The organism is Streptomyces sp. NPDC039480 (assembly GCF_055597165.1).
Genome location: NZ_JBVITX010000018.1, coordinates 120037 through 140577 on the forward strand (window position 1 = coordinate 120037; position 20541 = coordinate 140577).

Sequence of the window (20541 nt, forward strand, 5' to 3'; positions counted from 1 at the left end):
TGCCTGCTGCCGTGCGGCGTTCTGGTTCCGGTGTCCGGCCGGGCGGGGCGGGTGAGGGGCCCGGACGGCGCAGTACATGTGTCCCACAAGAAGTCGTGGGGTACCCGTCGTCTCGCGATAGCGCCCCTGCCGCGTGTCATGCACGGCTGTGCGTGACACGGTCCGTCTCGAACGATCGGAATCCAGTGAGCGAGAAGAAGAACCCGGTGTCGGCCGCCGCGGAGAAGGCTGTGGAGAAGGTCCAGAACGCCATGCGGTCCGGAAACGAGATTCCCGGTGCCCCGGGCCCGGAGGCGGTGCCGGTGGAGGAGCCCACGAAGCCGCGCGGACCGTTGCCGCCCAAGGCCGACCAGCGCGGTCCCCAGACGTACAGCCCGACGGGGCAGCCCACCGGTGTGCCGCAGGAGAAGGTCGCCCAGGAGGGGGCCTACCTGACCACCGCGCAGGGGGCGCGCCTGTATGAGACCGACCATTCGCTGAAGGCCGGGCCGCGCGGCCCGGTGCTGCTGCAGGACCACCACCTGCGGGAGAAGATCACTCACTTCGACCACGAACGCATCCCCGAGCGGGTGGTGCACGCCCGCGGGGCCGCCGCGCACGGCGTCTTCAGGGCCTACGGGAGCGCCGCGGGGATCACCAAGGCGGGGTTCCTCGCCGAGGGGGTGGAGACGCCGGTGTATGTGCGGTTCTCCACCGTGCTCGGTTCGCGCGGCTCGGCCGACACCGTGCGCGACACCCGCGGCTTCGCGACGAAGTTCTACACCGACGAGGGCGTCTTCGACCTGGTCGGCAACAACATCCCGGTGTTCTTCATCCAGGACGCGATCAAGTTTCCCGACGTCATCCATGCCGGCAAGCCGCATCCGGACCGGGAGATCCCGCAGGCGCAGAGCGCGCACGACACGTTCTGGGACTTCGTGACCCTGCACACCGAGGCCACCCACCACACGCTGTGGAACATGTCCGACCGCGGCATCCCGCGCTCCTACCGGATGATGGAGGGCTTCGGCGTCCACACCTTCCGGCTGGTCAACGCCGAGGGCGCCACCACCTTGGTGAAGTTCCACTGGAAGCCCCGGCTGGGTGTGCACTCGCAGGTGTGGGAGGAGGCGCAGATCACCGGCGGTGTGGACCCCGACTTCCACCGTCGTGACCTGGCCGACGCCATCGAGGCGGGGGCCTTCCCGGAGTGGGAGCTGGGGGTGCAGACCTTCCCCGACACCGAGGACCAGATGTTCGAGGGCATCGATCTGCTGGATCCGACGAAGATCGTGCCCGAGGAGCTGGCGCCGGTGCGTCCCATCGGGCTGATGACGCTCAATGCCAATCCCTCGAACTACTTCGCCGAGACCGAGCAGGTCGCCTTCCACCCGGGCCATCTCGTCCCGGGCATCGACGTCACCGACGACCCGCTGCTGCAGGGCCGGCTCTTCTCCTATCTCGACACCCAGATCAGCCGCCTGGGCGGTCCCAACTTCGCGCAGCTGCCGATCAACCGCACCCATGCGCCCGTCAACGACATGCTGCGCGACGGCATGCACCAGACGGCCGTGCACCGGGGTGCGGCGCCCTACCGGCCCAACTCGGTGGACGGCGGCTGCCCGTTCCTGGCGGGCGCGGACACCGGGGCCTACATCGAGGTGCCGGCCGAGGTGCCGGCCTCGCGCAAGGTGCGTGAGGCGGCGGCCACCTTCGACGACCACTTCAGCCAGCCCCGGCAGTTCTGGCTCAGCATGACGCCCACCGAGCGCGAGCACATCGCGGCCGCCTACACCTTCGAGCTCGGCAAGTGCTGGAACGAGGGGATCAAGCAGCGCGGCCTGCAGGTGCTGGCCAACATCGACTCGCAGCTGTGCGCGCAGGTAGCGGCGGGCCTGGGTCTGCCGGTGCCGGAGCCGTCGGTGGCGCCGGCCGCGGTCGAGCCGAGCCCGGCGCTGTCCCAGCTGGGCCAGGAGTGGCCGGTGGACGGCCGGATCGTCGGCATCGTCACCGACGGTGCCGATGACCTGGAAGGGGTGCGCGCGGTGCGCAGGGCGGTCCTTGACGCGGGCATGGTTCCGCTGGTCATCGCCCCGGCCGGCGGCACCCTGGACCCCGACGGCGACCCGGTGGCCGTGCAGCGCACCTTCGTCACCGCCCGGTCCATCGAGTTCGACGCCCTCCTGCTGGCCGGCGCCCCGGCCCCCGCGCCCGACGCCTACGGGGCCCGTGACGCCAAGGTGGACGAGGGCGCGGCCCTGCTGAGCGGTGTCGAGCCGCGGCTGCTGCTGATGCTCATGGAGGCGTTCCGGCACGGCAAGGCCATCGGGGCCTGGGGGCGCGGCGCGGCCGCCCTGGAGGCGGCGGGGCTGCCCGCGGACGCCGCGGGCGTGGTCAGCGGTGCGGGTCCCGAGGCGGTGCTGGAGGAGGTCACCGGGCTGCTGGGCGCGCACCGGGCCTGGGAGCGGTTCACCCCCGCCCTGTAGCTCCCGGGGCGGGATTGCGGGCCCGGTGGGGGCGGCGGCGGGATACCGGCCGCTGTCCCCGCCGGGCCCGCGGCTCGACTGGAGGGTGTCGCCGACCGGGGCGACAATGCTGATTTGTGGGGGAATGCCGATCTGAATCGGGGGCACAAGGGGCGGTGCATACCCCCTGCGAGTAGTGGCGATGAGGAGGCCTCTGATGCTGATGGCACACCCCGTGGTGCTGAAGAACCTGGTCGAGCAGTACGAGACGCTGCGTGCTGCGCACGCCGAGAAGGGCACCAAGGAGGCCCGTCAGCGGATGGAGGACGTCGCCTACACGCTGTGTGTGTCGACCGGGACCCGCGAGATAGGCGCCGCCCTCGCGGCCGCCCGCAGCCGGCTCACCGCCCTCTCCCCCGAGGGCGGCTCCGCGCTGGTCGTGTCCTAGGAACGGCGCGATGCGTTCGCAGTCCTTGGCCGCCGCCCCACCGGGAGCGGCGGCCGACGCGTGCGCTGCCCTCTCTCAGCCCTGTGCCGCCTCGTCGTGTGCCGCCTCCTCGGGTGCGGCCCGGGGGCCGGTGGTCAGGGTCCAGCTGCCGCGGGCCTGCACCTGGTAGATGCCGGGGCCCGGCAGGAGCAGCGGCAGGTCGGTGTCGCCCTTGCCGCGGGCCGTTTCGGCGGCCTCGGCGAGGTCCTGGTCGAGGGCCAGCAGACGTACGGCGCCGCGGCCGCGGTGGCGCAGCAGGGCCGGGCCGGCCGCGCCCGTGTAGCGGATGAGGTCCGTGCCGCGTCCGTGGAAGTGGCCGGTGAACTCGGGCAGGGCCTCGACCGGTTCGGCCCGCGCCTCCCACAGAATCCCGGCCGAGCCTTGGAACTGGACCTGGAAGCGGGCCACTTCACGGTTGCCCGAGCGGCGCAGCGGCACGCGGGCGTGCACCGGTGCGAGGCCGTCGCCGAGGGTGTGGGTCTGTCGCTGGTCGCCGCGGAGCAGCAGGGTGAGGGTCAGGTGCCCGGCGCTGTGGCTGCGTACCACCAGGACGGCGGGGCGGCCCACCTGGGGCAGCCGTACCCGGGCGGTGGCCGGGCCCTTTCCGTGCGCCCGGCCGTCCGCGGGCGCGGGAGGCGGTGTCCGGCCCGCGTCCGGCCGCGCGAGTGCGGAGACGGGGGCGGGGGCGGTGGGTGTGGTGCGCCGCTGCTGGTGTCGTGTGCCGTGTCGTGTGCCGCAGGCCGCGCACGCCGCGACGTTGCGGGTGGCGCCGCCCTGCGGGGCCCAGGGCAGTTCGCGCACGGCGCGCCCGTGGCGGGCGTCGAAGAAGCACAGCGGCAGCCTGCGGGGCAGCGGCTCTCCCGCCCGGCGGGCGTCCAGGCAGGCCAGCGCGTGCCATCCGTCGTCCAGGGCACGCAGCACGTCCAGGGCGTCCTCGCGGTCGCGGTCCCCGACGAAGGCCCGCTTGGCCTCCTCATAGGCGTCCAGGGCCCGGCCCAGGTCGGCGCGCATCGCGTCGGTGGTGCCGTCCTGGCCGGGGGCGAAGTCGTGTTCGTCCAGCGCGACGCCGAATGCGGTGATCCGCGCCTCGACGTCGGTGAGTTCCTCCTGCGCCCGGCGCCGTGCCGCCCGGGTGAACCAGCTCCCGGGCCGTGTCCAGAAGCGCTTGTTGTCCCCGGCCATGCGGCCACCCCCTCTCTCCCGGGGTGATCGTAGGCGGGGTCAGGGGGTGGCGGTGAAGGAGCGGCGGTAGGTGCGTGGGGGGACACCTCGGCGGCGTACGAAGTGTTCGCGCAGGACGGCCGCGCTGGTGTAGCCGACGCGGCGGGCGATCTCCTCGACGGGCAGGTCGGTGGTCTCCAGGAGTTCTTCGGCGCTGCTCAGGCGCAGGGTGCGCAGCCAGGCGTGGGGGGTGGTGCCGGTGGCGGCGGTGAAGCGGCGGGCGAAGGAGCGTTTGCTCATCAGGGCGCGGGAGGCCAGTTCCGCGACGGGCAGGGGCTGGTGGAGGTTGGCGCGGGCCCAGGCCAGGACGTCGGTGAGGCGCTCGTCGCGGCAGTCCTGGGGGGTGGGGGCGGCCAGGTACTGGGCCTGGCCGCCGTCGCGGTGGGAGGGCAGGACCACGTCCCGGGCGACGGCGTTGGCCAGCGCGGCGCCGTGTTCTCTTCTCAGCAGGTGCAGGCACAGGTCGAAGCCGGCGGCGGCTCCGGCGCCGGTGAGGAGGGGGCCTTCGTCGATGTAGAGGGCGTCGGGTTCGACGGTGACGGCCGGGTGGCGTTGGGCGAGCAGGTCGGCGAAGCGCCAGTGGGTGGTGGCGCGCCGGCCGTCCAGGAGTCCGGCGGCGGCCAGGGCGAAGGTGCCGACGCAGTGGGCCGCGACCAGGGCGCCGCGCCGGTGTGCCGCGGCCAGGGCGTCCAGGACGGCGGGCGGTGGCGGGGTGCGGAAACCGGCCCAGGGCAGGGCGATCACGAGGTCGGCACGGGCGAGCCGGTCCAGGCCGTGCGTGATGGTGAGCGGGGTGCCCAGGTCGGTGGGGACGGGGCCGGGGTGCTCGGTGCACAGGGCGAAGTCGAAGCCGGGCAGCGCGGTGCCGTGCGGCCCGAAGATCTCGGTGACGATGCCGACGGCGAGCAGGCCGGCTCCGGGCGGGGTGTAGGCGGCGACGCTGGTGAAGGGGGGCACGCGGGCAGTGTGGCAGCAATCCTGCGATCAGCGGCAGTTGTGCCACTCGTGGGTGTCCTGGCCGCACAGAAGGATGGGGGTCATGACAGAGGCTCCGCTCGGCCGCAGCGCCGTGTACACGATTTTGACCACGGGTTACGTCGGTTCCACCGGGCCCGGGGTGGCCGCCACCGTCTCCTATGTCTTCGATGCCGGCCGGCATGTGATCTTCGATCCGGGCATGGTGGCGAGCCGTGCGGACATCCTGGGGCCGCTCGCGGAGCTGGGGCTGGGCGCGGACGACATCACCGATGTGGTGCTGAGCCATCACCACCCGGACAACACCATGAACGTGGGCCTGTTCGGGCGGGCCCGGGTCCACGACCACCAGGTGGAGTACCGGGGCGATCAGTGGCGCAACCGGGACGCGGAGGGCTATGAGCTGACGCCGTCGCTGCGGCTGATCCGCACGCCGGGCCACAGCCGTGAGGACATCACGCTGCTGGCGGGCACCGAGGAGGGGGTGGTCGCCTTCGCCGGTGACCTGTGGTGGCACGCGCAGGGTCCGGCGGAGGACCCGGTGGCGCCCGACCGTGAGGTGCTGCGCGCCTCCCGGCTGCGGGTGCTGGCCGCCGCGGATGTGATCGTGCCCGGCCACGGCGGCCCGTTCAGGGGCCAGGAGAGCACGCCGCGCTAGCCGCCCCGGGGGCGGGGCGCAGGGTGCGGGTCTTTTCACCCGCCGGGGTGCTCGTGTTCTGGCCGGTGTCCGGGTCTTGTTCGGAAAAAAAGGGGGGGAGCCGTCCGGCACGGTCGGCCGGGTGCGGCTCACACCATTTCGGGCTGCGGTTCGGGTTGTTGGGCCGGTGCGGTCTTGGGCTCCCACAGCCGGGTGGTGCGTACGTAGCCGTGGATCACGGAAATCATCGCCAGCAGCAGGAGCGGTCCGAACAGCCAGGGGTGGTCGGCCATCTGCACCGGCAGATAGCGGTAGGAGACCAGCATCAGCGTGAAGACGGCCGTGCCGTGGACGACGAGCTGGATGGCGGAGCGGTCCCAGCCGCGGTCCAGGGCGCGCAGGGCCGCGTCGATGGTGAAGGCGAAGACCACGCCGGCGACGATGTCCGCGCCGTAGTGGTAGCCGAATCCCAGGGTGGCGCCGAGGGTGGCGACGAGCCAGAACGTGCCGGCGTAGCGCAGGATGCGCGGGCCCTTGCGGGAGTGGATGAAGATCGCGGTGGCCCATGCGGTGTGCAGGCTGGGCATGCAGTTGCGGGGGGTGATCTCGTCGAAGGGGATGGCGTGCGGGGTGTCCAGCGGCGGCGGTGTGTGCGGCCACAGGTCGGCCAGGGCCCACTGCTGGCCGCCGGTGCCGAAGGCGCCGGTGCCGTAGGTGAAGATCGGCCCGACCACCGGGAAGATCATGTAGATGGCCGGTCCCAGGAGGCCGATGACCAGGAAGGTGCGCACCAGGTAGTGGCCCGGGAAGCGGCGCTCGGTGGCCACGTGGCGCAGCTGGTAGAGGGAGACGGCCACGGCGGCGACCGCGAGCTGGATGTAGACCCAGTCAAGGACGTGGGCGCCCACGGGGCCGGTGGCCTCGACGAGGCGGCCGGCCAGCCAGGAGGGGTTGCCCAGGGCGTGGTCGGCGGTCGCCACGTACTGGTCCAGGACGGTGGGGCGGGTCTTGGAGGTGATGAGCAGCCAGGTGTCGCCGGTCTTGCGGCCGGCCACCAGGAGCAGGCCAAGACCGACGCCCTTGAGCAGCAGCACACGCTCCTGGCCGGTGCGGCGGGTCAGGGCGATGACCCCATATCCCAGAATCACCCACAGCGCACCGTTGCCGAACATCATGTCGGCGCCGACAATCCAGCGCACCAGGAAGAAGACGAGGTCGATCCCGACCGCGGCGGCGGCCGCGACGGCGCGTTGCCGCCAGGTGAGGACCACCATCATCAGCGCCATGCTGGCATACAGCAGCGGGCCCGACTTGGGGGCGAATATCACTTCTCGCGCTTGGTTGGCGATCGGTCCGGGCAGGCCGTAGTGGCGTGCGGCGATCTCCAGTACGACGAGGAAGGCGAGGGTCACCACGGCGGCCGCGGTCCACAGCAATACCCGCGGTCTGCGCAGCGCGGTGAATACCATTCTGCGATTTTGTTGCGAAAATATTCGCGTTGCTATTGATATCAAGGGCTCGGCCGATTTGTTAGATTTTAGTTAAATGGCTCACTTTTCGTGCGAGATAGCGTGTTTTTATGGTGCTGGTTGGGCTATCAGGGCGATCGTCGTGAGTTCGATCATGCTAGCGGAGCGGTGCGGGTGAACCATCTTTCCGAACAAAAGAGCGGGCGCGGCTAGGGTGAGGCAGCGCCGCGGGCCGGGCCGCTCGCGCGCGGTGGATTTCTAGGTGCAGAGGTGAAGCGAGCGTATGAAGCGACCTGGACGGCTGGGGACGATACCGGGGCCGGGAAGCCGGGTGGCCGCGGCCTTCGCCGGGCCGCCTGCCGGGCGGGCGGCCACCGCGCTGCGCCTGCTGCGCCGGGCCGCCGGCAGCGAGGCCGTGTGGCTGGGCGCCGCGGCCGCGCTCGGCGGCTCGGGCGGGCGCAGCGCGCGCCGGGCGGCGCTGCGCGGCCTGGGCTCGGTGGCCATCGTCGCGGCGGTCAGCCGGACGCTGGCCAAGCCGGCCGTCCACCGTCCGCGCCGGATGGGGGCCGGTCCCGTCCTGGGCGCGCTCACCGGGCGCGCCGCCCGCCCGCACACCGGTGCGCTGCCCACCAGCCCGATGGCCTCGGCGGCCGCCTTCGCCTGCGGAGTCGCCCTGGAGTCGCCCCGGCACGGGCTGGCCGTGCTGCCGTTCGCCGCGGGGCTCGCCCAGGTGCGCGGCCGCGGGAGCCTGGGCCACCGGGGCCGGCTGGCCGCCGGGGTGGTCGTGGGGGTGGGCGCGGCCCTGCTCACCTGCCGCTGGTGGCCGGTGAAGCCGGAGGCCGCGGCGGCCGCCGCTCCCCCGCGCCGGCCCGCCCCCGCACTGGCCGAGGGCAAGGGCCTGCATCTGGTGGTCAACCCCTCCTCCGGCGTCGCCTGGTCCAAGGACACCGCGGACGCCCTGCGTACGCTGCTGCCCCAGGCGGCGATCACCGTGTTCGAGCCCGGGGACGACCTGGTGGCGCTGCTGGATGCGGCGGCCGCGCGGGCCGTCGCGGACGGCGGGGCGCTGGGCGTGTGCGGCGGTGACGGCACCGTCAACGCGGGCAGTGCGACGGCCGCCCGCCACCGGGTGCCCCTGGCGGTCTTCCCCGGCGGCACCTTCAACCACTTCGCCGCGGACCTCGGCAACCAGAGCCTTGAGGATGTGGCCCGCGCGATCCGGGCGGGCGAGGCGGTCACCGCCGACGTGGGCCGGGCCTCCTCCCCCGGCACACCCGACATGCTCGACACATCCGGTACGACCGGTACATCTGATACGTCCGGTACGTCCGGCGGTGCCGAGCAGCTCTTCCTCAACACGTTCAGCATCGGGGTGTACTCCGAACTCGTGCACGCCCGGGAGCGGCTGGAGCAGCGGATCGGCAAGTGGCCCGCGCTCACCGTGGGGCTGGCCAAGGTGCTGGCCACCGGCAGCCCGCTGCGCGTGGTCATCAACGGCCGCCGGCGCAGCATCTGGCTGCTCTTCGCGGGCAACGGCATCTACCATCCGGCCGGTTTCGCCCCCACCTACCGCACCCAGCTCGACGACGGACTGCTCGACGTGCGCGCCGTGGACGCCGGCACCCCGCTGGCCCGCACCCGGCTGCTGCTGGCCGTGCTGACCGGGACCCTGCACAGCTCCCGGGTGCTGACCACCGCCCAGGTGCGCCGCCTGGAGCTGGAAGTGCTGCACGGCGAGCCGCACTTCGCCTACGACGGTGAGGTGACCGACGCCACCTACCGGCGTCTGGTGCTCGACAAACTGCCCAAGGCGATCACCCTGTACCGCCCCGCCGACCAGGAGCAGTGGCTGCGCTGACAGTGCACCGCCCGGCTCGGGCCCCGGCGGGCGCGCCCCGGCCGGGGGCGGGGCTCCGGGCCGGTCATGACAGGAAAGGCAGGGCCCGATACGGTCACCACAGTGTGCGTGAGAAGCAGGCCCCGGCTGCGGAATGAGCCGGCCGGGGCCCAGGCGGGCATGACGGCCGTGCTGCTCACCGACCGGCAAGACGGCCGCAGGGTGCGGCCCGGGGAGAGAGCTTGACGACCGTTTCGACTGTGCCCCCCTCACCCGACGAGGAGCCCGCCGCTGAGCACGCGCCCCTGCCGGGGGACGAGAGGCAGCAGCTGCTGGCCACCGCCGAGCAGCTGCGCGCCCAGGTGGCCGAGCTGGAGGTCCAGGCGCGCACGCGCCCCAGGATCGCGCTGGCCGAAGGCATCCTGGTGGAGCGCTACCGCCTCACCGACCCGCAGGCGGCGTTCACCCTGCTGCGCCAGGCCTCCCAGCGGGCCAACATCAAACTGCACCAGCTGGCCGCCGCGGTCGCCCGCACGCCGGGACCGGCGCCCGGCGCGCGGACCTGGCTGCCCCCGCGCACCCCGCACCCGGTGCCCAGCCTCACCGCGCTCCAGGCCGGCACCCTCGACGCGGCCAACCAGGGCGAGGTCCTCGGCGCCGCGCTGCGCCGCGTCATGAACGTCACCGAGACCGACATGGGCAATGTGCAGCTCCTGGAGGACGACGTGCTGCGCCTGGCCAAACACGCGGGACTGCCCCGGCACTTCACCGACTACTTCGCGTTCGTCGAGGGCAACACCGCATGCTCGCGGGCCGCCGCCGCCAGCCGCCAGGTCACCGTCAGGGAAGTCGAGTCCTCGCCCGGCTTCGACGACGAGACGCGCCGGGTGATCCTGACCTCCGGCTGCCGCGGCGTCCACAGCATCCCCCTGGTCGACGACCAGAACACCGTCCGCGGCGTCATCTCCTCCCACCACGCCCGCCCGCTGGCCGGCTTCACCCAGGCACAGCTGCGGACGCTGGGCGCCACCGGCCGCACGATGGGCTCCTGGATCAAGTGGCACCAGGACACCGTCCTCCTGGACGCACTGGAGGACCTCCACCGGCTCGCCCTCACCTCCCGCTAGGGGCGGGCCGGTGGCGCCCCCGGCCGGCGCGAGCGGCGGCTTTCGTACTCTCTACGTCATGGGGAGCAGCCGACGCAGCCAGGCCGAGCGGGACGAGATCACCGTCGAGATCGGATACGCGCTGCTCAGCGCGTGTTTCGCGGGCGCCGTGGTGTTCGGGGTGATCGCAGGGCCGGTCGCTGTCTGGCAGTTGCCGGCCGCCCTGGACAAGGCCCTGCCCCTGGCGGGCGCCGTGCTCGGCGGGGCCCTGGCGGTGCTGCGGGTCGTGCACGTGCTGTGGCGCTGCACGGGGACCCGGCGGCCCTGACCCCGTCCCCCGGCCGCAGGGACGCGGCCCGTGCACGCCCGCACGCTCCCGGCATGCCGGAACGTGTGTCCTGACTCAGGCTGGATACGCGATGACGTCACGCAGCACGGCCGGGACGAGGGAGCAGAGCGCCATGGGAACCGATGTGTTCCATTCACAAGTGCCCATGAAGGTGAACGGCAGGCCGTACGACCCCGTCGTCGATCACCGTTCCACCCTGCTGGACGTCCTGCGCGAACAGCTGGCTCTGACGGGCGCCAAGAAGGGCTGCGACCACGGGCAGTGCGGTGCCTGCACCGTCCTGGTCGACGGGCGCCGCGCCAACAGCTGTCTGCTGCTGGCCGTCGCCCTGGAGGGGTGCGACATCACCACCGTCGAGGGGCTGCGGGACGGTGACGGCGAGTCGGCCCACCCGCTGCAGCGGGCCTTTGTCGAACGCGACGCGTTCCAGTGCGGGTACTGCACGCCGGGGCAGATCTGTTCGGCCCTGGGCGCCCTCGCGGAGGCCGCGGCGGGCCACGCCTCGCACGTGACGGACCCGGCGGCGGCCACCGGCGCGCCGGTGGCGCTGACCAAGGACGAGATCCGGGAGCGGCTCAGCGGCAACCTGTGCCGCTGTGGCGCCTATCCGCGCATCGTCGAAGCCGTCGAGGACGTCGGTGCGGGTGGCGGAGCCGGTGCGGGTGGCGGGGGTGAGGTGCGGTGAAGTCCTTCATGTACGTGCGGGCCCACAGCGTCGACGAGGCGACCGCGGCCCACGCCGGCCGGCCCACCTCCCGCTACCTGGGTGGCGGAACCAACCTCGTCGACCTGATGAAGCTGGGCGTGGAGCGGCCCCGGACGCTCATCGACGTCAGCCGGCTGCCGCTGGACGCCGTCGAGGAGCTCGCCGACGGCTCCGTGCGGGCCGGCGCGACCGTGCGCAACAGCGACCTGGCCGCCCACCCGCTGATCCGTGACCGCTATCCGGTGCTGTCCCAGGCGCTGCTGGCGGGCGCCTCCGGCCAGCTGCGCAACATGGCCACCACGGGCGGCAACCTGCTGCAGCGCACCCGCTGCCCCTACTTCCAGGACCTGGGCAAGCCGTGCAACAAGCGCGAGCCCGGCACCGGGTGCGGGGCGCGCGAGGGCGTCCACCGCGACCACGCCGTCCTCGGCCACTCCGCGCAGTGCATCGCCACCCACCCCTCCGACATGGCGGTCGCGCTGGCCGCGCTCGACGCGCAGGTCGAAGTGCAGGGCGCGCGGGGCGCACGGACGCTGCCGGCCGCCGAGTTCCACCGGCTGCCGGGCGACCGTCCGGAGCTGGACACCGAGCTCGCGCCCGGCGAGCTCATCACCGGGGTGCTGCTGCCGCCCCTGCCCGCGGGCACCGTCTCGGCCTACCGCAAGGCCCGCGACCGGGCCTCCTACGCCTTCGCGCTCGCCTCGGTGGCCGTGGTGCTCGGCGTCAGGGACGGCGCCGTGGACGAGGTGCGGATCGCGTTCGGAGCGCTGGCCCACCGGCCCTGGCGCGCCCGGCGCGCGGAGGAGGCGCTGCGGGGCGCGGCACCGAGCCAGGAGGCGTTCACCGGGGCCGTCGAGGCGGAGCTCGCGGAGGCGCTGCCGCTGCGGGACAACGCCTACAAGGTGCGCCTGGCCCGCAACCTCGCCTGCGACGTCCTGCACCGCCTGGCCGCCACACCCACCACACCCTGACGCCCACCCCAGCCCCCCCCCACTCCCCCTCCAGCCCTCAGCAGGGAGAACCTCATGCCGGACACCGTCGACGCTCTCGGGGCGGACCTCGAGCGCAGGGAGGGTCCCGACAAGGTGTGCGGGATCGCCCGGTACGCCGCCGAGTACACGCCCCCGGGGTGCGCCTATGCCTGGCCGGTGGCGGCCACGGTGGCGCGCGGCGAAGTCACGGCCCTCGACGACCGGGCGGCGCTGGCGCTGCCCGGCGTCCTCGCGGTCCTCAGCCACCGCAACGCCCCGCGCCTGGCCGAGCCGGACGACGCGACCCTGGCCGTGCTGCAGAACGCCCGCGTCCCGCACCGCGGCTGGTATGTGGCGCTGGTGGTCGCCGAGAGCCTGGAGGCGGCGCGCGAGGGAGCCGCGGCCGTGCGGGTCACCTGCGCCGAGGAGCCCCACGACGTCACCCTGCGCACCGGGCACCCCGACGCCTACGTACCCGAGGACTCGGACGGCACGTCGGGCGAGCACGTGCGCGGGGACGCCGAGGGGGCGTTCGATGCCGCGCCGGTGCGTGTGGATGCCCGCTACCGGGTGCCGCCCCTGCACAACCACCCCATGGAGCCGCACGCGGCCACCGCCCACTGGCAGGACGGGCGGCTGAGCGTGTACGACTCCAGCCAGGGCGCCACCACCGTCCGCGATGTCCTGGCGGGCCTGTTCGAACTGCCCAAGGAGCAGGTCACGGTCGTCTCCGAGCACGTCGGCGGCGGGTTCGGCTGCAAGGGCACACCGCGCCCGCACGTGGTGCTGGCCGCGATGGCCGCCCGTGAGACGGGCCGGCCGGTGAAACTGGTCCTGCCGCGGCGGGAGCTGGCGTCCGTGGTGGGCCACCGCGCACCCACGCTGCAGCGGGTGCGGCTGGGCGCCGAGCGGGACGGCACGCTGACCTCCGTGATCCACGAGGTGACCGCGCACACCTCGCGCGTCAAGGAGTTCATGGAGACGGCCGCCGCCGCCACCCGCGTCATGTACGGCTCGCCCCACGGCCGCACCACCCACCACGTGGTGCCGCTGGATGTGCCGACCCCCTCGTGGATGCGGGCCCCGGGTGAGGCGCCGGGCATGTACGCGCTGGAGTCGGCGATGGACGAGCTGGCGGTGGCGCTCGGCATCGACCCCGTCGAGCTGCGGCTGCGCAACGACACCGCCACCGAGCCCGACAGCGGCCTGCCCTTCAGCAGCCGGCATCTGGCCGAGTGCCTGCGGGAGGGCGCCCGGCGCTTCGGCTGGGCGCAGCGCGATCCGCGGCCCCGCTCGCGGGCCGAGGGGCCGGTGCTGGTGGGCAGCGGGGTCGCGGCGGCCACCTACCCGGTGGTGGTCGCGCCGTGCCGGGCCAGCGCCCACGCCTGCCCGGACGGACGCTTCGTGGTGCGGGTCAACGCCACCGACATCGGCACCGGGGCCCGTACCGTGCTCGCGCAGGTCGCCGCCGACGCGCTCCGGGTGCCGGTGGAGCGGGTGCGCACCGAGATCGGCAGCAGTGACCTGCCGGCGGCGCCGCTGGCCGGCGGCTCCTCGGGCACGGCGTCGTGGGGGTGGGCGGTCCACGAGGCCTGCACGCGCCTGGCCGGGCGGCTGGCGGGGCAGGAGGGTCAGCAGCTGCCGCCGGAGGGGGTGGGGGCCACGGCCGACACGGCGGGCACCGCCGACGCGGACAGCGACTACGCCCGCCATGCCTTCGGCGCCCACTTCGCCGAGGTCGGCGTGGACACGGTGACCGGGGAGGTGCGGGTGCGCCGGCTGCTCGGCGTCTACGCCGCCGGGCGCATCCTCAACTCCCGTACCGCGCGCTCGCAGTTCATCGGCGCCATGACGATGGGGCTGGGGATGGCGCTGACGGAGGGCAGCACGGTGGATGCCGCCTTCGGTGACTTCGCGGAGTGCGATCTGGCCTCGTACCACGTTCCCGCGCACGCCGACGTGCCGGTGATCGAGGCGCACTGGATCGAGGAGGAGGACCCCCATCTCAACCCGATGGGCAGCAAGGGCATCGGAGAGATCGGCATCGTCGGCACGGCCGCGGCCATCGCCAACGCCGTGCACCACGCCAGCGGAGTACGGCTGCGCGAACTCCCGCTCACCCCGGACCGGGTGCTGAACAACGCCCTGTGACCCCGACGGCTCGCCCCGGGGTTCAGGGGGTGGTGCGGGTCCGGCTCGTCCGGGTCCAGGTCAGGAGGTCGTCGGCCGGCCAGGTGTTCACCACTCGTTCGGGCGGCACGCCGCACTCCTCGGCGCGGGCGCAGCCGGTGATCTGCCAGTCCAGCTGGCCGGGCGCGTGCGCGTCGGTGTTCACGCTGAACAGCGCTCCGGCCGCAACGGCCCGGCGCAGCAGGCGGCGGGGCGGGTCGAGCCGTTCGGGGCGGCTGTTGATCTCCACGGCCGTGGCGGCGGCCGCGCAGGCGGCGAACACCTCGTCCGCGTCGAACTGCGACTCGGGCCGGCCGCGGCCGGTGACCAGGCGGCCGGTGCAGTGGCCGAGCACATCGGCTCGCGGGTTGCTCACCGCGGCGACCATGCGCCGGGTCATCGCGGCGGCGTCCATGCGCAGTTTGGAGTGCACCGAGACGACCACGACGTCCAGGCGCTCCAGCAGCTCCGGCTCCTGGTCCAGGGAGCCGTCCTCCAGGATGTCGCACTCGATGCCGGTCAGCAGCCGGAAGGGCGCCCACCGGGCGTTGAGGTCGTCGAGCACCGCCAGCTGTTCGCGCAGCCGCTGGGGGGAGAGTCCGCGCGCGATGGTCAGCCGGGGCGAGTGGTCGGTGAGTACGGCCCACTCGTGGCCGATCTCCCGGGCGGCGCGCCCCATGACTTCGATGGGGCTGCCGCCGTCGGACCAGTCGGAGTGCAGATGGCAGTCGCCGCGCAGCAGCGCCCGCAGCCCGGCGCCGGCCTCGCCGGGGTCCAGGGGGGCGCCGGCTTCGTCCTCGAGGCGCTCCAGGTAGCCGGGCACGGCGCCGGACAGCGCTTCACGGATGACCGCGGCGGTCTTGGGCCCGATGCCCTTGAGGGACTCCAGGGAGCCGTCGGCGGCGCGGCGTGCCGTCTCCTGCCCGCCCAGCTGGTTGATCACGTCGGCGGCGGTGCGGAAGGCCCGGACGCGGTAGGTGGGGGCGCGGCCGCGTTCGAGCAGGAAGGCGATGCGTTCCAGGGCCTTGACGGGCTCCATCGGCGCCTCCGTACGGGGTGCAAAGGGGGGCGGCTGGGGGCGGGCGGGTGTGTCGGTTCCAGCCTGGCCCTAGGGCCGGGGGGTGTCGCGCCGGGCTGCCTGGTCGGCGAGGCCGCCGGGGCCCAGCAGCCCGGTCTGGGTGCGGGGCAGGCCGGTGGGCCGGTGTTTGAAGCGGGCCCGGGCCAGGCGGGTGACCAGGGGCGGCAGCGCGGCCCGGCCGGCCTGGGCCAGGCGTGCCCAGGCGGGGAGGTAGACGGCGGTGCGGCGCTGTTCCACGGCCCGGGCGAGGCGGGCGGCGGCCTGGTCGGCGGGCAGGATGCGGCGGGCGGGGGGCGGCAGCAGGCGGCGGGGTGTGGTGAGGGCGGGGTGGGTGTGGATGTCGCGGATCATGCCGGTGTCGATCCAGTTGAGGTAGGCGATGCCCACCGCCATGCCCCGGTGGGCCGTCTCGGCCCGCAGGGCGTGGGTGAAGGCCTCGGCTCCGGCTTTGGAGGCGCAGTAGGCGCTCATCGAGGGGACGGCGCCCAGGGCGGCCGTGGAGGCGATCTGCAGGTAGTAGCCGCGGGTGTGCAGCAGGTCGGGCAGGAAGGCCTGGGCGGTGAACGCGCTGCCGGTGAGGTTGACGTCGATCACCCTGCGCCATGCGGGAGGGTCGGCGGTCTCGACCGGGCCTGCCAGGGCGAGGCCCGCGTTGGCGATGACGACGGAGGGCCGGCCCAGGCGGGCGCGGACGGTGTCGGCAGCGGTGTGCAGGGCGGCCGGGTCGGTGATGTCGACTTCCAGGGCGAGGGCCGGGGCGGGCAGGGTGGCCGCCACCGCGGCGAGGGCGGCCCGCTCGTGGCCCAGCAGGGCGATCCGGGCGTGACGGCGGGCCAGTTCACGGGCCAGAGCGGCACCCAGACCCCGGGCGGCGCCGGTCACCACCACGGTGCGGTCGCGCAGAGGACTGTCGCGCATGGCGGGGGCCTGCCCTTCGCAGGGGGTGTCGGGGGCGGGGCGTGGGTGCCGGGTTGTCGGTCTTGAGGGTGTCGGTGTGGTCGCGGGTGGCTGGCCTCAGTCTCTGGGTGTGTCGTGCGGGTGTCTGGCCGGCGGGTGCCGGATGTCGGTCTCTGAGAGTGCCGCCGCGGCCCGGCCGGCGGGTGCCTGGCCGGCCGGTGGCGGGTGTCAGTTGGTGATGCCTAGTGGGGCGCTCGTGGGCCTAGTGGGGGTGTCGGTTGCCGGTGCGGTCGCGGGAGGTGAGTCTGCGCTGTGCGGCTGCCAGCAGGGGCAGTCGGCGCCGCAGTGCGGCGCGGGCCGCGTTGGCGCCGGGGGCCCCGTGCACGCCGCCGCCTGGGTGGGCGCCGGCCGAGGCGAGGAAGAGGCCGGCCACGGGTGTCTCGGGGCGCCCGGTGCCCGGGGAGGGCCGGAAGAACAGCTGCTGGTGCAGGGAGGTGGTGCCGCCGTTGAGTGCGCCGCCGTGCAGGTTGCGGTCCATGGACTGCATGGTGGTCGGAGCCAGGATGCGGCGGGCGCGGATGAGGGAGCGGAAGCCGGGGGCGAAGCGCTCGACCTGCCCCTCGACGCGGTCGGCCATGCGCTCTTGTTCCGCCGGGCTCCAGGCGCCGGTGATGTGCTCCTGGCCGGCGTCGGTGCGGATGTCCTGCGGCACGTGGGTGTAGGCCCAGGCGGACTCGGTGCCGTGCGGGGAGCGGGTGGCGTCCGCGGTGGTCATCTGGCCGAAGAGCAGGAAGGGCCGGTCGGGTACCTGGTGCATGGCCAGCTGCGCGGCGAACCGGGTGAGTTCGTCCACGCCGTCGGCCAGGTGCACGGTGCCCGCGCCCGCGGCCTCCTTGGCCTGCCAGGGCACCGGCCCCTCCAGCGCCCAGTCCACCTTGAAGGTGGCGAAGTCCCACTGGAAGCGGCGCAGGTCGGCCAGGAGCTGGCCGGGCAGGTGCTCGGCGGCGACCAGCTCGCCGTACAGGGCGGGCACCGACACATCGGCCAGCACGGCGCGGGCGGCGGGCACGGTGTCGCCGTCCTGGGTGCGCACCGCGACGGCGCGCCCCTCCCGGACGAGGATCTGCTGGACGCGGCGGCCGCACTGCACGGTGGCGCCGCGCGCGTGCAGCCGTTTGACCAGCGCCTGGACGAGCTCGCCGGCGCCGCCGACCGGGACGGGGAAGCCGTAGCTCTGGCCCAGCAGGGACATGAGCCAGCCGAAGCCGCCGCTGCCCGCCGCCTCGGGCGCCAGGTCGGCGTGCAGGGCGTTGCCCGCCAGCAGGAGCCTGCCGCCCTCGCCGGCGAACTCCTCCTCGCCCAGGCGCCGGACCGGCAGCAGCAGGCTGCGGGCCAGGTGCAGGGCGCCCGCCGCCTTGAGCCGGTAGGCCAGGCGTACGGCGGACCGCACCGGCGGGAAGGGGGTGAACAGGGCGTTCAGGATGTCGGGGTGGACGCCCTGCCACAGATCGTGCAGCCGGTGCCAGGACGCGCCGTCCCCGGCGGCGAAGGCCTCCAGGGAGGCCGCGGTGACCTCGACCCGGCGGTCCAGGACGGCGCAGCGGCCGTCGCTGAGGGGGTGGGCCAGTACGTGGGGTGCGTGGCTCCAGCGCAGCCCGTACTCGTGCAGGCGCAGCCGTCGCAGGATCGGGGAGGCGGCGGCCAGCGGGTAGAAGGAGCTGAAGAGGTCGTTGACGAAGTCGGGGTGCACGCCGCGGTCGTGGCGCACCGCGCCGCCGGGCTCGCTCTGTTCCTCCAGGACCGTCACGCTCCACCCGGCGTCCGCCAGGAGGTTGGCGGCGACCAGTCCGTTGGGGCCGGCCCCGATCACCACCGCGTCAGGCATGTGCCTCGCCGCCTCCCGCGGGGCGGGGGCCCGGGCCTGCGGTGACCGTGCCCAGGGCGCGGCGCGGGTTCTCCTGTTCGGCTTCGCACACCTGGGCCAGGCGGGCGAGCATCGCGCGGTGGCGCAGCTGGATCAGGGCCTCGACGCCGGCGTTGTGCAGGGCGCCGGCCGCGCCGCGCAGCGGGTGTTCGTCCACGATGACCAGGCAGTGTTCGCCCCAGGGCCGCACTTCGATGGCGATCCGGGCGGTGCCCAACGGGCCCGCTTTGGCCTCCAGTTCCAGTACGGAGCCCTCCTCGCAGCGCCGTACGACCGTTTCGTTGGTGGCCCGCAGGGGGCCCAGGCGCACCTGGTACTCGATCGCCGCGCCGACCGCGGGCCAGTGGCCGCGCACCGGTGTGGAGGATGCGGTGCCCACCACCCACTGGGCATAGCGTTCGCCGTCGGCGAGGACCGTCCACACCGTGGCCGGACTCACCCTGATCAGTCGATGACGCTGCGCCATCTGTGTGCCTCCCTGACTCGCCGTCATCGCCGAGTGCCCCGAACCGCTCGTCTCAACATCGTGCGGGACCAGGGCCGCCCGCGCGCTTCGGGGCGTATGTCGCGGGGCGGGCCGCGGCGGGTGAGACTGCGGGGGTGAAGCGGCCCCGCTCCCCCGGCACCGAAACGAGGCGGCAGCGCACGTGAGCGAACGCGAACAGGTCCCCCGCGGCGGCCGGCACGTCCTGGTGACGGGGGCCACCGGCTACATCGGGGGCCGGCTGGTGCCCGAACTGCTGGCGGCCGGGCACCGGGTGCGGTGCCTGGCCCGCTCCCCGCACAAGCTGCGCGACCATCCCTGGGCCGGTCGGGTGGAGGTGGTCCGCGCGGATGTGAGCGACGCGGCCTCGCTGGCCGCCGCGCTGGAGGGGATCGAGGTGGCGTACTACCTGGTGCACGCGCTGAACACCGGGGCCGGTTTCGAGGACACCGACCGGCGGGCGGCCCAGATTTTCGCCGAGCAGGCGCGGGCGGCCGGGGTGGCGCGGATCGTGTATCTGGGCGGGCTCACCCCGGCCGGGGTGGACGCGGCGCGGCTGTCGCCGCATCTGCGCTCGCGGGCCGAGGTGGGCCGGATCTTCCTGGCCTCGGGGGTGCCCAGCGCGGTGCTGCGCGCGGCGGTCATCATCGGCTCGGGCTCGGCGTCCTTCGAGATGCTGCGCCATCTCACCGAGCGGCTGCCGGTGATGGTGACGCCCAGCTGGGTGCGCACCCGCATCCAGCCGATCGCGGTGCGCGACGTGCTGCGCTACCTGGTGGCCTGCGCCGGCCTGCCCGGCTCGGTGAACCGCGGCTTCGACATCGGCGGCCCGGACGTGATGACGTATCGGGACATGATGCGGGCCTACGCCGAGGTCGCCGGGCTGCCGCACCGCCTGATCGTGCCGGTGCCGCTGCTGACGCCCCGGGTCTCGGGGTACTGGGTGGGGCTGGTCACGCCCGTGCCGCACGGGATCGCCCGGCCGCTGGCGGAGTCGCTGCGCCATGAGGTCATCTGCCAGGAGCACGACATCGCCGCCTACGCTCCCGACGGCCCCGACCGGCCGCTGCCCTTCGACCAGGCGCTGCGGCTGGCGCTGCGGCGGGTGCAGGACGCGCAGGTCACCACCCGGTGGTCCTCGGCCTCGGTGCCCGGGGCGCCCAGTGATCCGCTGCCCACGGACCCCGACTGGGCCGGCGGCAGCCTCTACACCGACCACCGGACGCTGGTGGTGCAGGCGGGCCCGCAGGCGCTGTGGCGGGTCGTCGAGGGGATCGGCGGCGAGCACGGCTGGTACTCCTTCCCGCTGGCCTGGGCGGTGCGGGGGCTGCTGGACCGGCTGGTGGGCGGGGTGGGGCTGCGCCGGGGCCGGCGTGATGCGCACCGGCTGCGGGCGGGTGACTCGCTGGACTTCTGGCGGGTGGAGGAGATCGAGCCGGGCCGGCTGCTGCGGCTGCGGGCCGAGATGCGGCTGCCGGGTCTGGCCTGGCTGGAGATGGGTGTGGAGCAGGACGGCGCGGGCCGCACCCGCTACCGCCAGCGGGCGCTGTTCCACCCGCGCGGGCTGCTGGGGCATCTGTACTGGTGGTCGGTGGCGCCCTTTCACGCCGTGGTGTTCGGCGGCATGGCCCGCAACATCGCCGAGGCCGCGCGCCGGGAGCCCGACTGAACCCTCCCCCCCCCCCACGCCCGGGAAGGTGTTCCCGCCGGAGTGGGGGCCGTCGTTACGGCAGGTTCGGCCCGCACTGCGCCGCCCCCTGCCACAATCCGACAAGTCCCGCGGGACG

The 20541-nt window shown here is 74.1% G+C and carries 17 protein-coding genes; 10 read left to right on the forward strand and 7 right to left on the reverse strand.

Annotated features, from left to right (window positions below):
* Positions 1 to 185 precede the first annotated feature (185 nt).
* Both ACZ56E_RS38465 and ACZ56E_RS38470 read left to right on the forward strand, forming a co-directional pair.
* Positions 186 to 2465: a catalase gene (locus ACZ56E_RS38465; RefSeq protein WP_471221653.1), complete on the forward strand. Its 2280-nt coding sequence runs from the start codon at positions 186 to 188 to the stop codon at positions 2463 to 2465.
* Between the two features lie 196 nt (positions 2466 to 2661).
* Positions 2662 to 2892: a DUF5133 domain-containing protein gene (locus ACZ56E_RS38470; RefSeq protein ID WP_471221654.1), complete on the forward strand. Its 231-nt coding sequence runs from the start codon at positions 2662 to 2664 to the stop codon at positions 2890 to 2892.
* Positions 2893 to 2967: 75 nt separating this feature from the next.
* Here ACZ56E_RS38470 and ACZ56E_RS38475 read toward each other — a convergent pair whose 3' ends face one another.
* Positions 2968 to 4113: a hypothetical protein gene (locus tag ACZ56E_RS38475; protein WP_471221655.1), complete on the reverse strand. Its 1146-nt coding sequence runs from the start codon at positions 4111 to 4113 to the stop codon at positions 2968 to 2970.
* 39 nt (positions 4114 to 4152) lie between these two features.
* Entirely contained in the window at positions 4153 to 5109 is a 957-nt protein-coding gene (locus ACZ56E_RS38480) for a GlxA family transcriptional regulator (RefSeq protein WP_471221656.1), read from the reverse strand.
* Positions 5110 to 5191: 82 nt separating this feature from the next.
* Between ACZ56E_RS38480 and ACZ56E_RS38485 the strand changes: the two genes are divergently transcribed.
* Complete coding sequence (locus ACZ56E_RS38485) at positions 5192 to 5785, forward strand: MBL fold metallo-hydrolase (protein WP_471221657.1); 594 nt, start codon at positions 5192 to 5194, stop codon at positions 5783 to 5785.
* 128 nt (positions 5786 to 5913) lie between these two features.
* Here the strand turns inward: ACZ56E_RS38485 and ACZ56E_RS38490 are convergent, their stop codons facing one another.
* Positions 5914 to 7233, reverse strand: a complete 1320-nt coding sequence (locus ACZ56E_RS38490; RefSeq protein WP_468612638.1) for a phosphatase PAP2 family protein — start codon at positions 7231 to 7233, stop codon at positions 5914 to 5916.
* A gap of 283 nt (positions 7234 to 7516) precedes the next feature.
* Between ACZ56E_RS38490 and ACZ56E_RS38495 the strand changes: the two genes are divergently transcribed.
* From ACZ56E_RS38495 to ACZ56E_RS38520, 6 genes are all read left to right on the forward strand, one after another.
* Positions 7517 to 9091: a diacylglycerol/lipid kinase family protein gene (locus tag ACZ56E_RS38495; protein WP_471221658.1), complete on the forward strand. Its 1575-nt coding sequence runs from the start codon at positions 7517 to 7519 to the stop codon at positions 9089 to 9091.
* 239 nt (positions 9092 to 9330) lie between these two features.
* Complete coding sequence (locus tag ACZ56E_RS38500) at positions 9331 to 10197, forward strand: ANTAR domain-containing protein (RefSeq protein ID WP_471221659.1); 867 nt, start codon at positions 9331 to 9333, stop codon at positions 10195 to 10197.
* Positions 10198 to 10255: 58 nt separating this feature from the next.
* Complete coding sequence (locus ACZ56E_RS38505) at positions 10256 to 10504, forward strand: DUF6332 family protein (protein ID WP_471221660.1); 249 nt, start codon at positions 10256 to 10258, stop codon at positions 10502 to 10504.
* A 133-nt stretch (positions 10505 to 10637) separates the two neighbouring features.
* Entirely contained in the window at positions 10638 to 11210 is a 573-nt protein-coding gene (locus ACZ56E_RS38510) for a (2Fe-2S)-binding protein (protein ID WP_471221661.1), read from the forward strand.
* A complete protein-coding gene (locus ACZ56E_RS38515; RefSeq protein WP_471221662.1) occupies positions 11207 to 12202 on the forward strand; it encodes an FAD binding domain-containing protein in 996 nt (331 codons plus the stop codon). The genes ACZ56E_RS38510 and ACZ56E_RS38515 overlap by 4 nt, the downstream gene beginning before the upstream one ends.
* A 54-nt stretch (positions 12203 to 12256) precedes the next feature.
* The gene (locus tag ACZ56E_RS38520; RefSeq protein WP_471221663.1) at positions 12257 to 14353 is read left to right on the forward strand and encodes a xanthine dehydrogenase family protein molybdopterin-binding subunit; all 2097 of its coding nucleotides are present in this window, start codon (positions 12257 to 12259) and stop codon (positions 14351 to 14353) included.
* A gap of 22 nt (positions 14354 to 14375) precedes the next feature.
* On the opposite strand, the gene ACZ56E_RS38525 is transcribed toward ACZ56E_RS38520, so the two are convergent.
* The 4 genes from ACZ56E_RS38525 to ACZ56E_RS38540 all read right to left on the reverse strand — a co-directional run bounded on the left by ACZ56E_RS38525 (position 14376) and on the right by ACZ56E_RS38540 (position 18736).
* On the reverse strand, positions 14376 to 15410 hold the full coding sequence (locus ACZ56E_RS38525) for a PHP domain-containing protein (protein WP_471221664.1): 1035 nt from the start codon (positions 15408 to 15410) through the stop codon (positions 14376 to 14378).
* A gap of 69 nt (positions 15411 to 15479) precedes the next feature.
* Positions 15480 to 16367: a short-chain dehydrogenase/reductase gene (locus ACZ56E_RS38530; protein WP_471221665.1), complete on the reverse strand. Its 888-nt coding sequence runs from the start codon at positions 16365 to 16367 to the stop codon at positions 15480 to 15482.
* Between the two features lie 241 nt (positions 16368 to 16608).
* Positions 16609 to 18231: a phytoene desaturase family protein gene (locus ACZ56E_RS38535; RefSeq protein ID WP_471221666.1), complete on the reverse strand. Its 1623-nt coding sequence runs from the start codon at positions 18229 to 18231 to the stop codon at positions 16609 to 16611.
* Complete coding sequence (locus ACZ56E_RS38540) at positions 18224 to 18736, reverse strand: SRPBCC family protein (RefSeq protein WP_468612623.1); 513 nt, start codon at positions 18734 to 18736, stop codon at positions 18224 to 18226. Before ACZ56E_RS38540 ends, ACZ56E_RS38535 begins: the two co-directional genes overlap by 8 nt.
* Before the next feature lie 181 nt (positions 18737 to 18917).
* On the opposite strand from ACZ56E_RS38540, the gene ACZ56E_RS38545 reads away from it, so the two are divergent.
* On the forward strand, positions 18918 to 20423 hold the full coding sequence (locus tag ACZ56E_RS38545; RefSeq protein WP_471221667.1) for an SDR family oxidoreductase: 1506 nt from the start codon (positions 18918 to 18920) through the stop codon (positions 20421 to 20423).
* The last annotated feature ends 118 nt before the right edge of the window (positions 20424 to 20541 follow it).

Bases quoted from the DNA above. Each gene is read 5' to 3' on its own strand.
- ACZ56E_RS38490 (WP_468612638.1), bottom strand. From the start codon at position 7,233: ATGGTATTCACCGCGCTGCGCAGACCGCGGGTATTGCTGTGGACCGCG.
- ACZ56E_RS38495 (WP_471221658.1), top strand. From the start codon at position 7,517: ATGAAGCGACCTGGACGGCTGGGGACGATACCGGGGCCGGGAAGCCGG.
- ACZ56E_RS38505 (WP_471221660.1), top strand. From the start codon at position 10,256: ATGGGGAGCAGCCGACGCAGCCAGGCCGAGCGGGACGAGATCACCGTC.
- ACZ56E_RS38485 (WP_471221657.1), top strand. From the start codon at position 5,192: ATGACAGAGGCTCCGCTCGGCCGCAGCGCCGTGTACACGATTTTGACC.
- ACZ56E_RS38540 (WP_468612623.1), bottom strand. From the start codon at position 18,736: ATGGCGCAGCGTCATCGACTGATCAGGGTGAGTCCGGCCACGGTGTGG.
- ACZ56E_RS38525 (WP_471221664.1), bottom strand. From the start codon at position 15,410: ATGGAGCCCGTCAAGGCCCTGGAACGCATCGCCTTCCTGCTCGAACGC.
- ACZ56E_RS38530 (WP_471221665.1), bottom strand. From the start codon at position 16,367: ATGCGCGACAGTCCTCTGCGCGACCGCACCGTGGTGGTGACCGGCGCC.
- ACZ56E_RS38535 (WP_471221666.1), bottom strand. From the start codon at position 18,231: ATGCCTGACGCGGTGGTGATCGGGGCCGGCCCCAACGGACTGGTCGCC.
- ACZ56E_RS38510 (WP_471221661.1), top strand. From the start codon at position 10,638: ATGGGAACCGATGTGTTCCATTCACAAGTGCCCATGAAGGTGAACGGC.
- ACZ56E_RS38470 (WP_471221654.1), top strand. From the start codon at position 2,662: ATGCTGATGGCACACCCCGTGGTGCTGAAGAACCTGGTCGAGCAGTAC.
- ACZ56E_RS38475 (WP_471221655.1), bottom strand. From the start codon at position 4,113: ATGGCCGGGGACAACAAGCGCTTCTGGACACGGCCCGGGAGCTGGTTC.
- ACZ56E_RS38520 (WP_471221663.1), top strand. From the start codon at position 12,257: ATGCCGGACACCGTCGACGCTCTCGGGGCGGACCTCGAGCGCAGGGAG.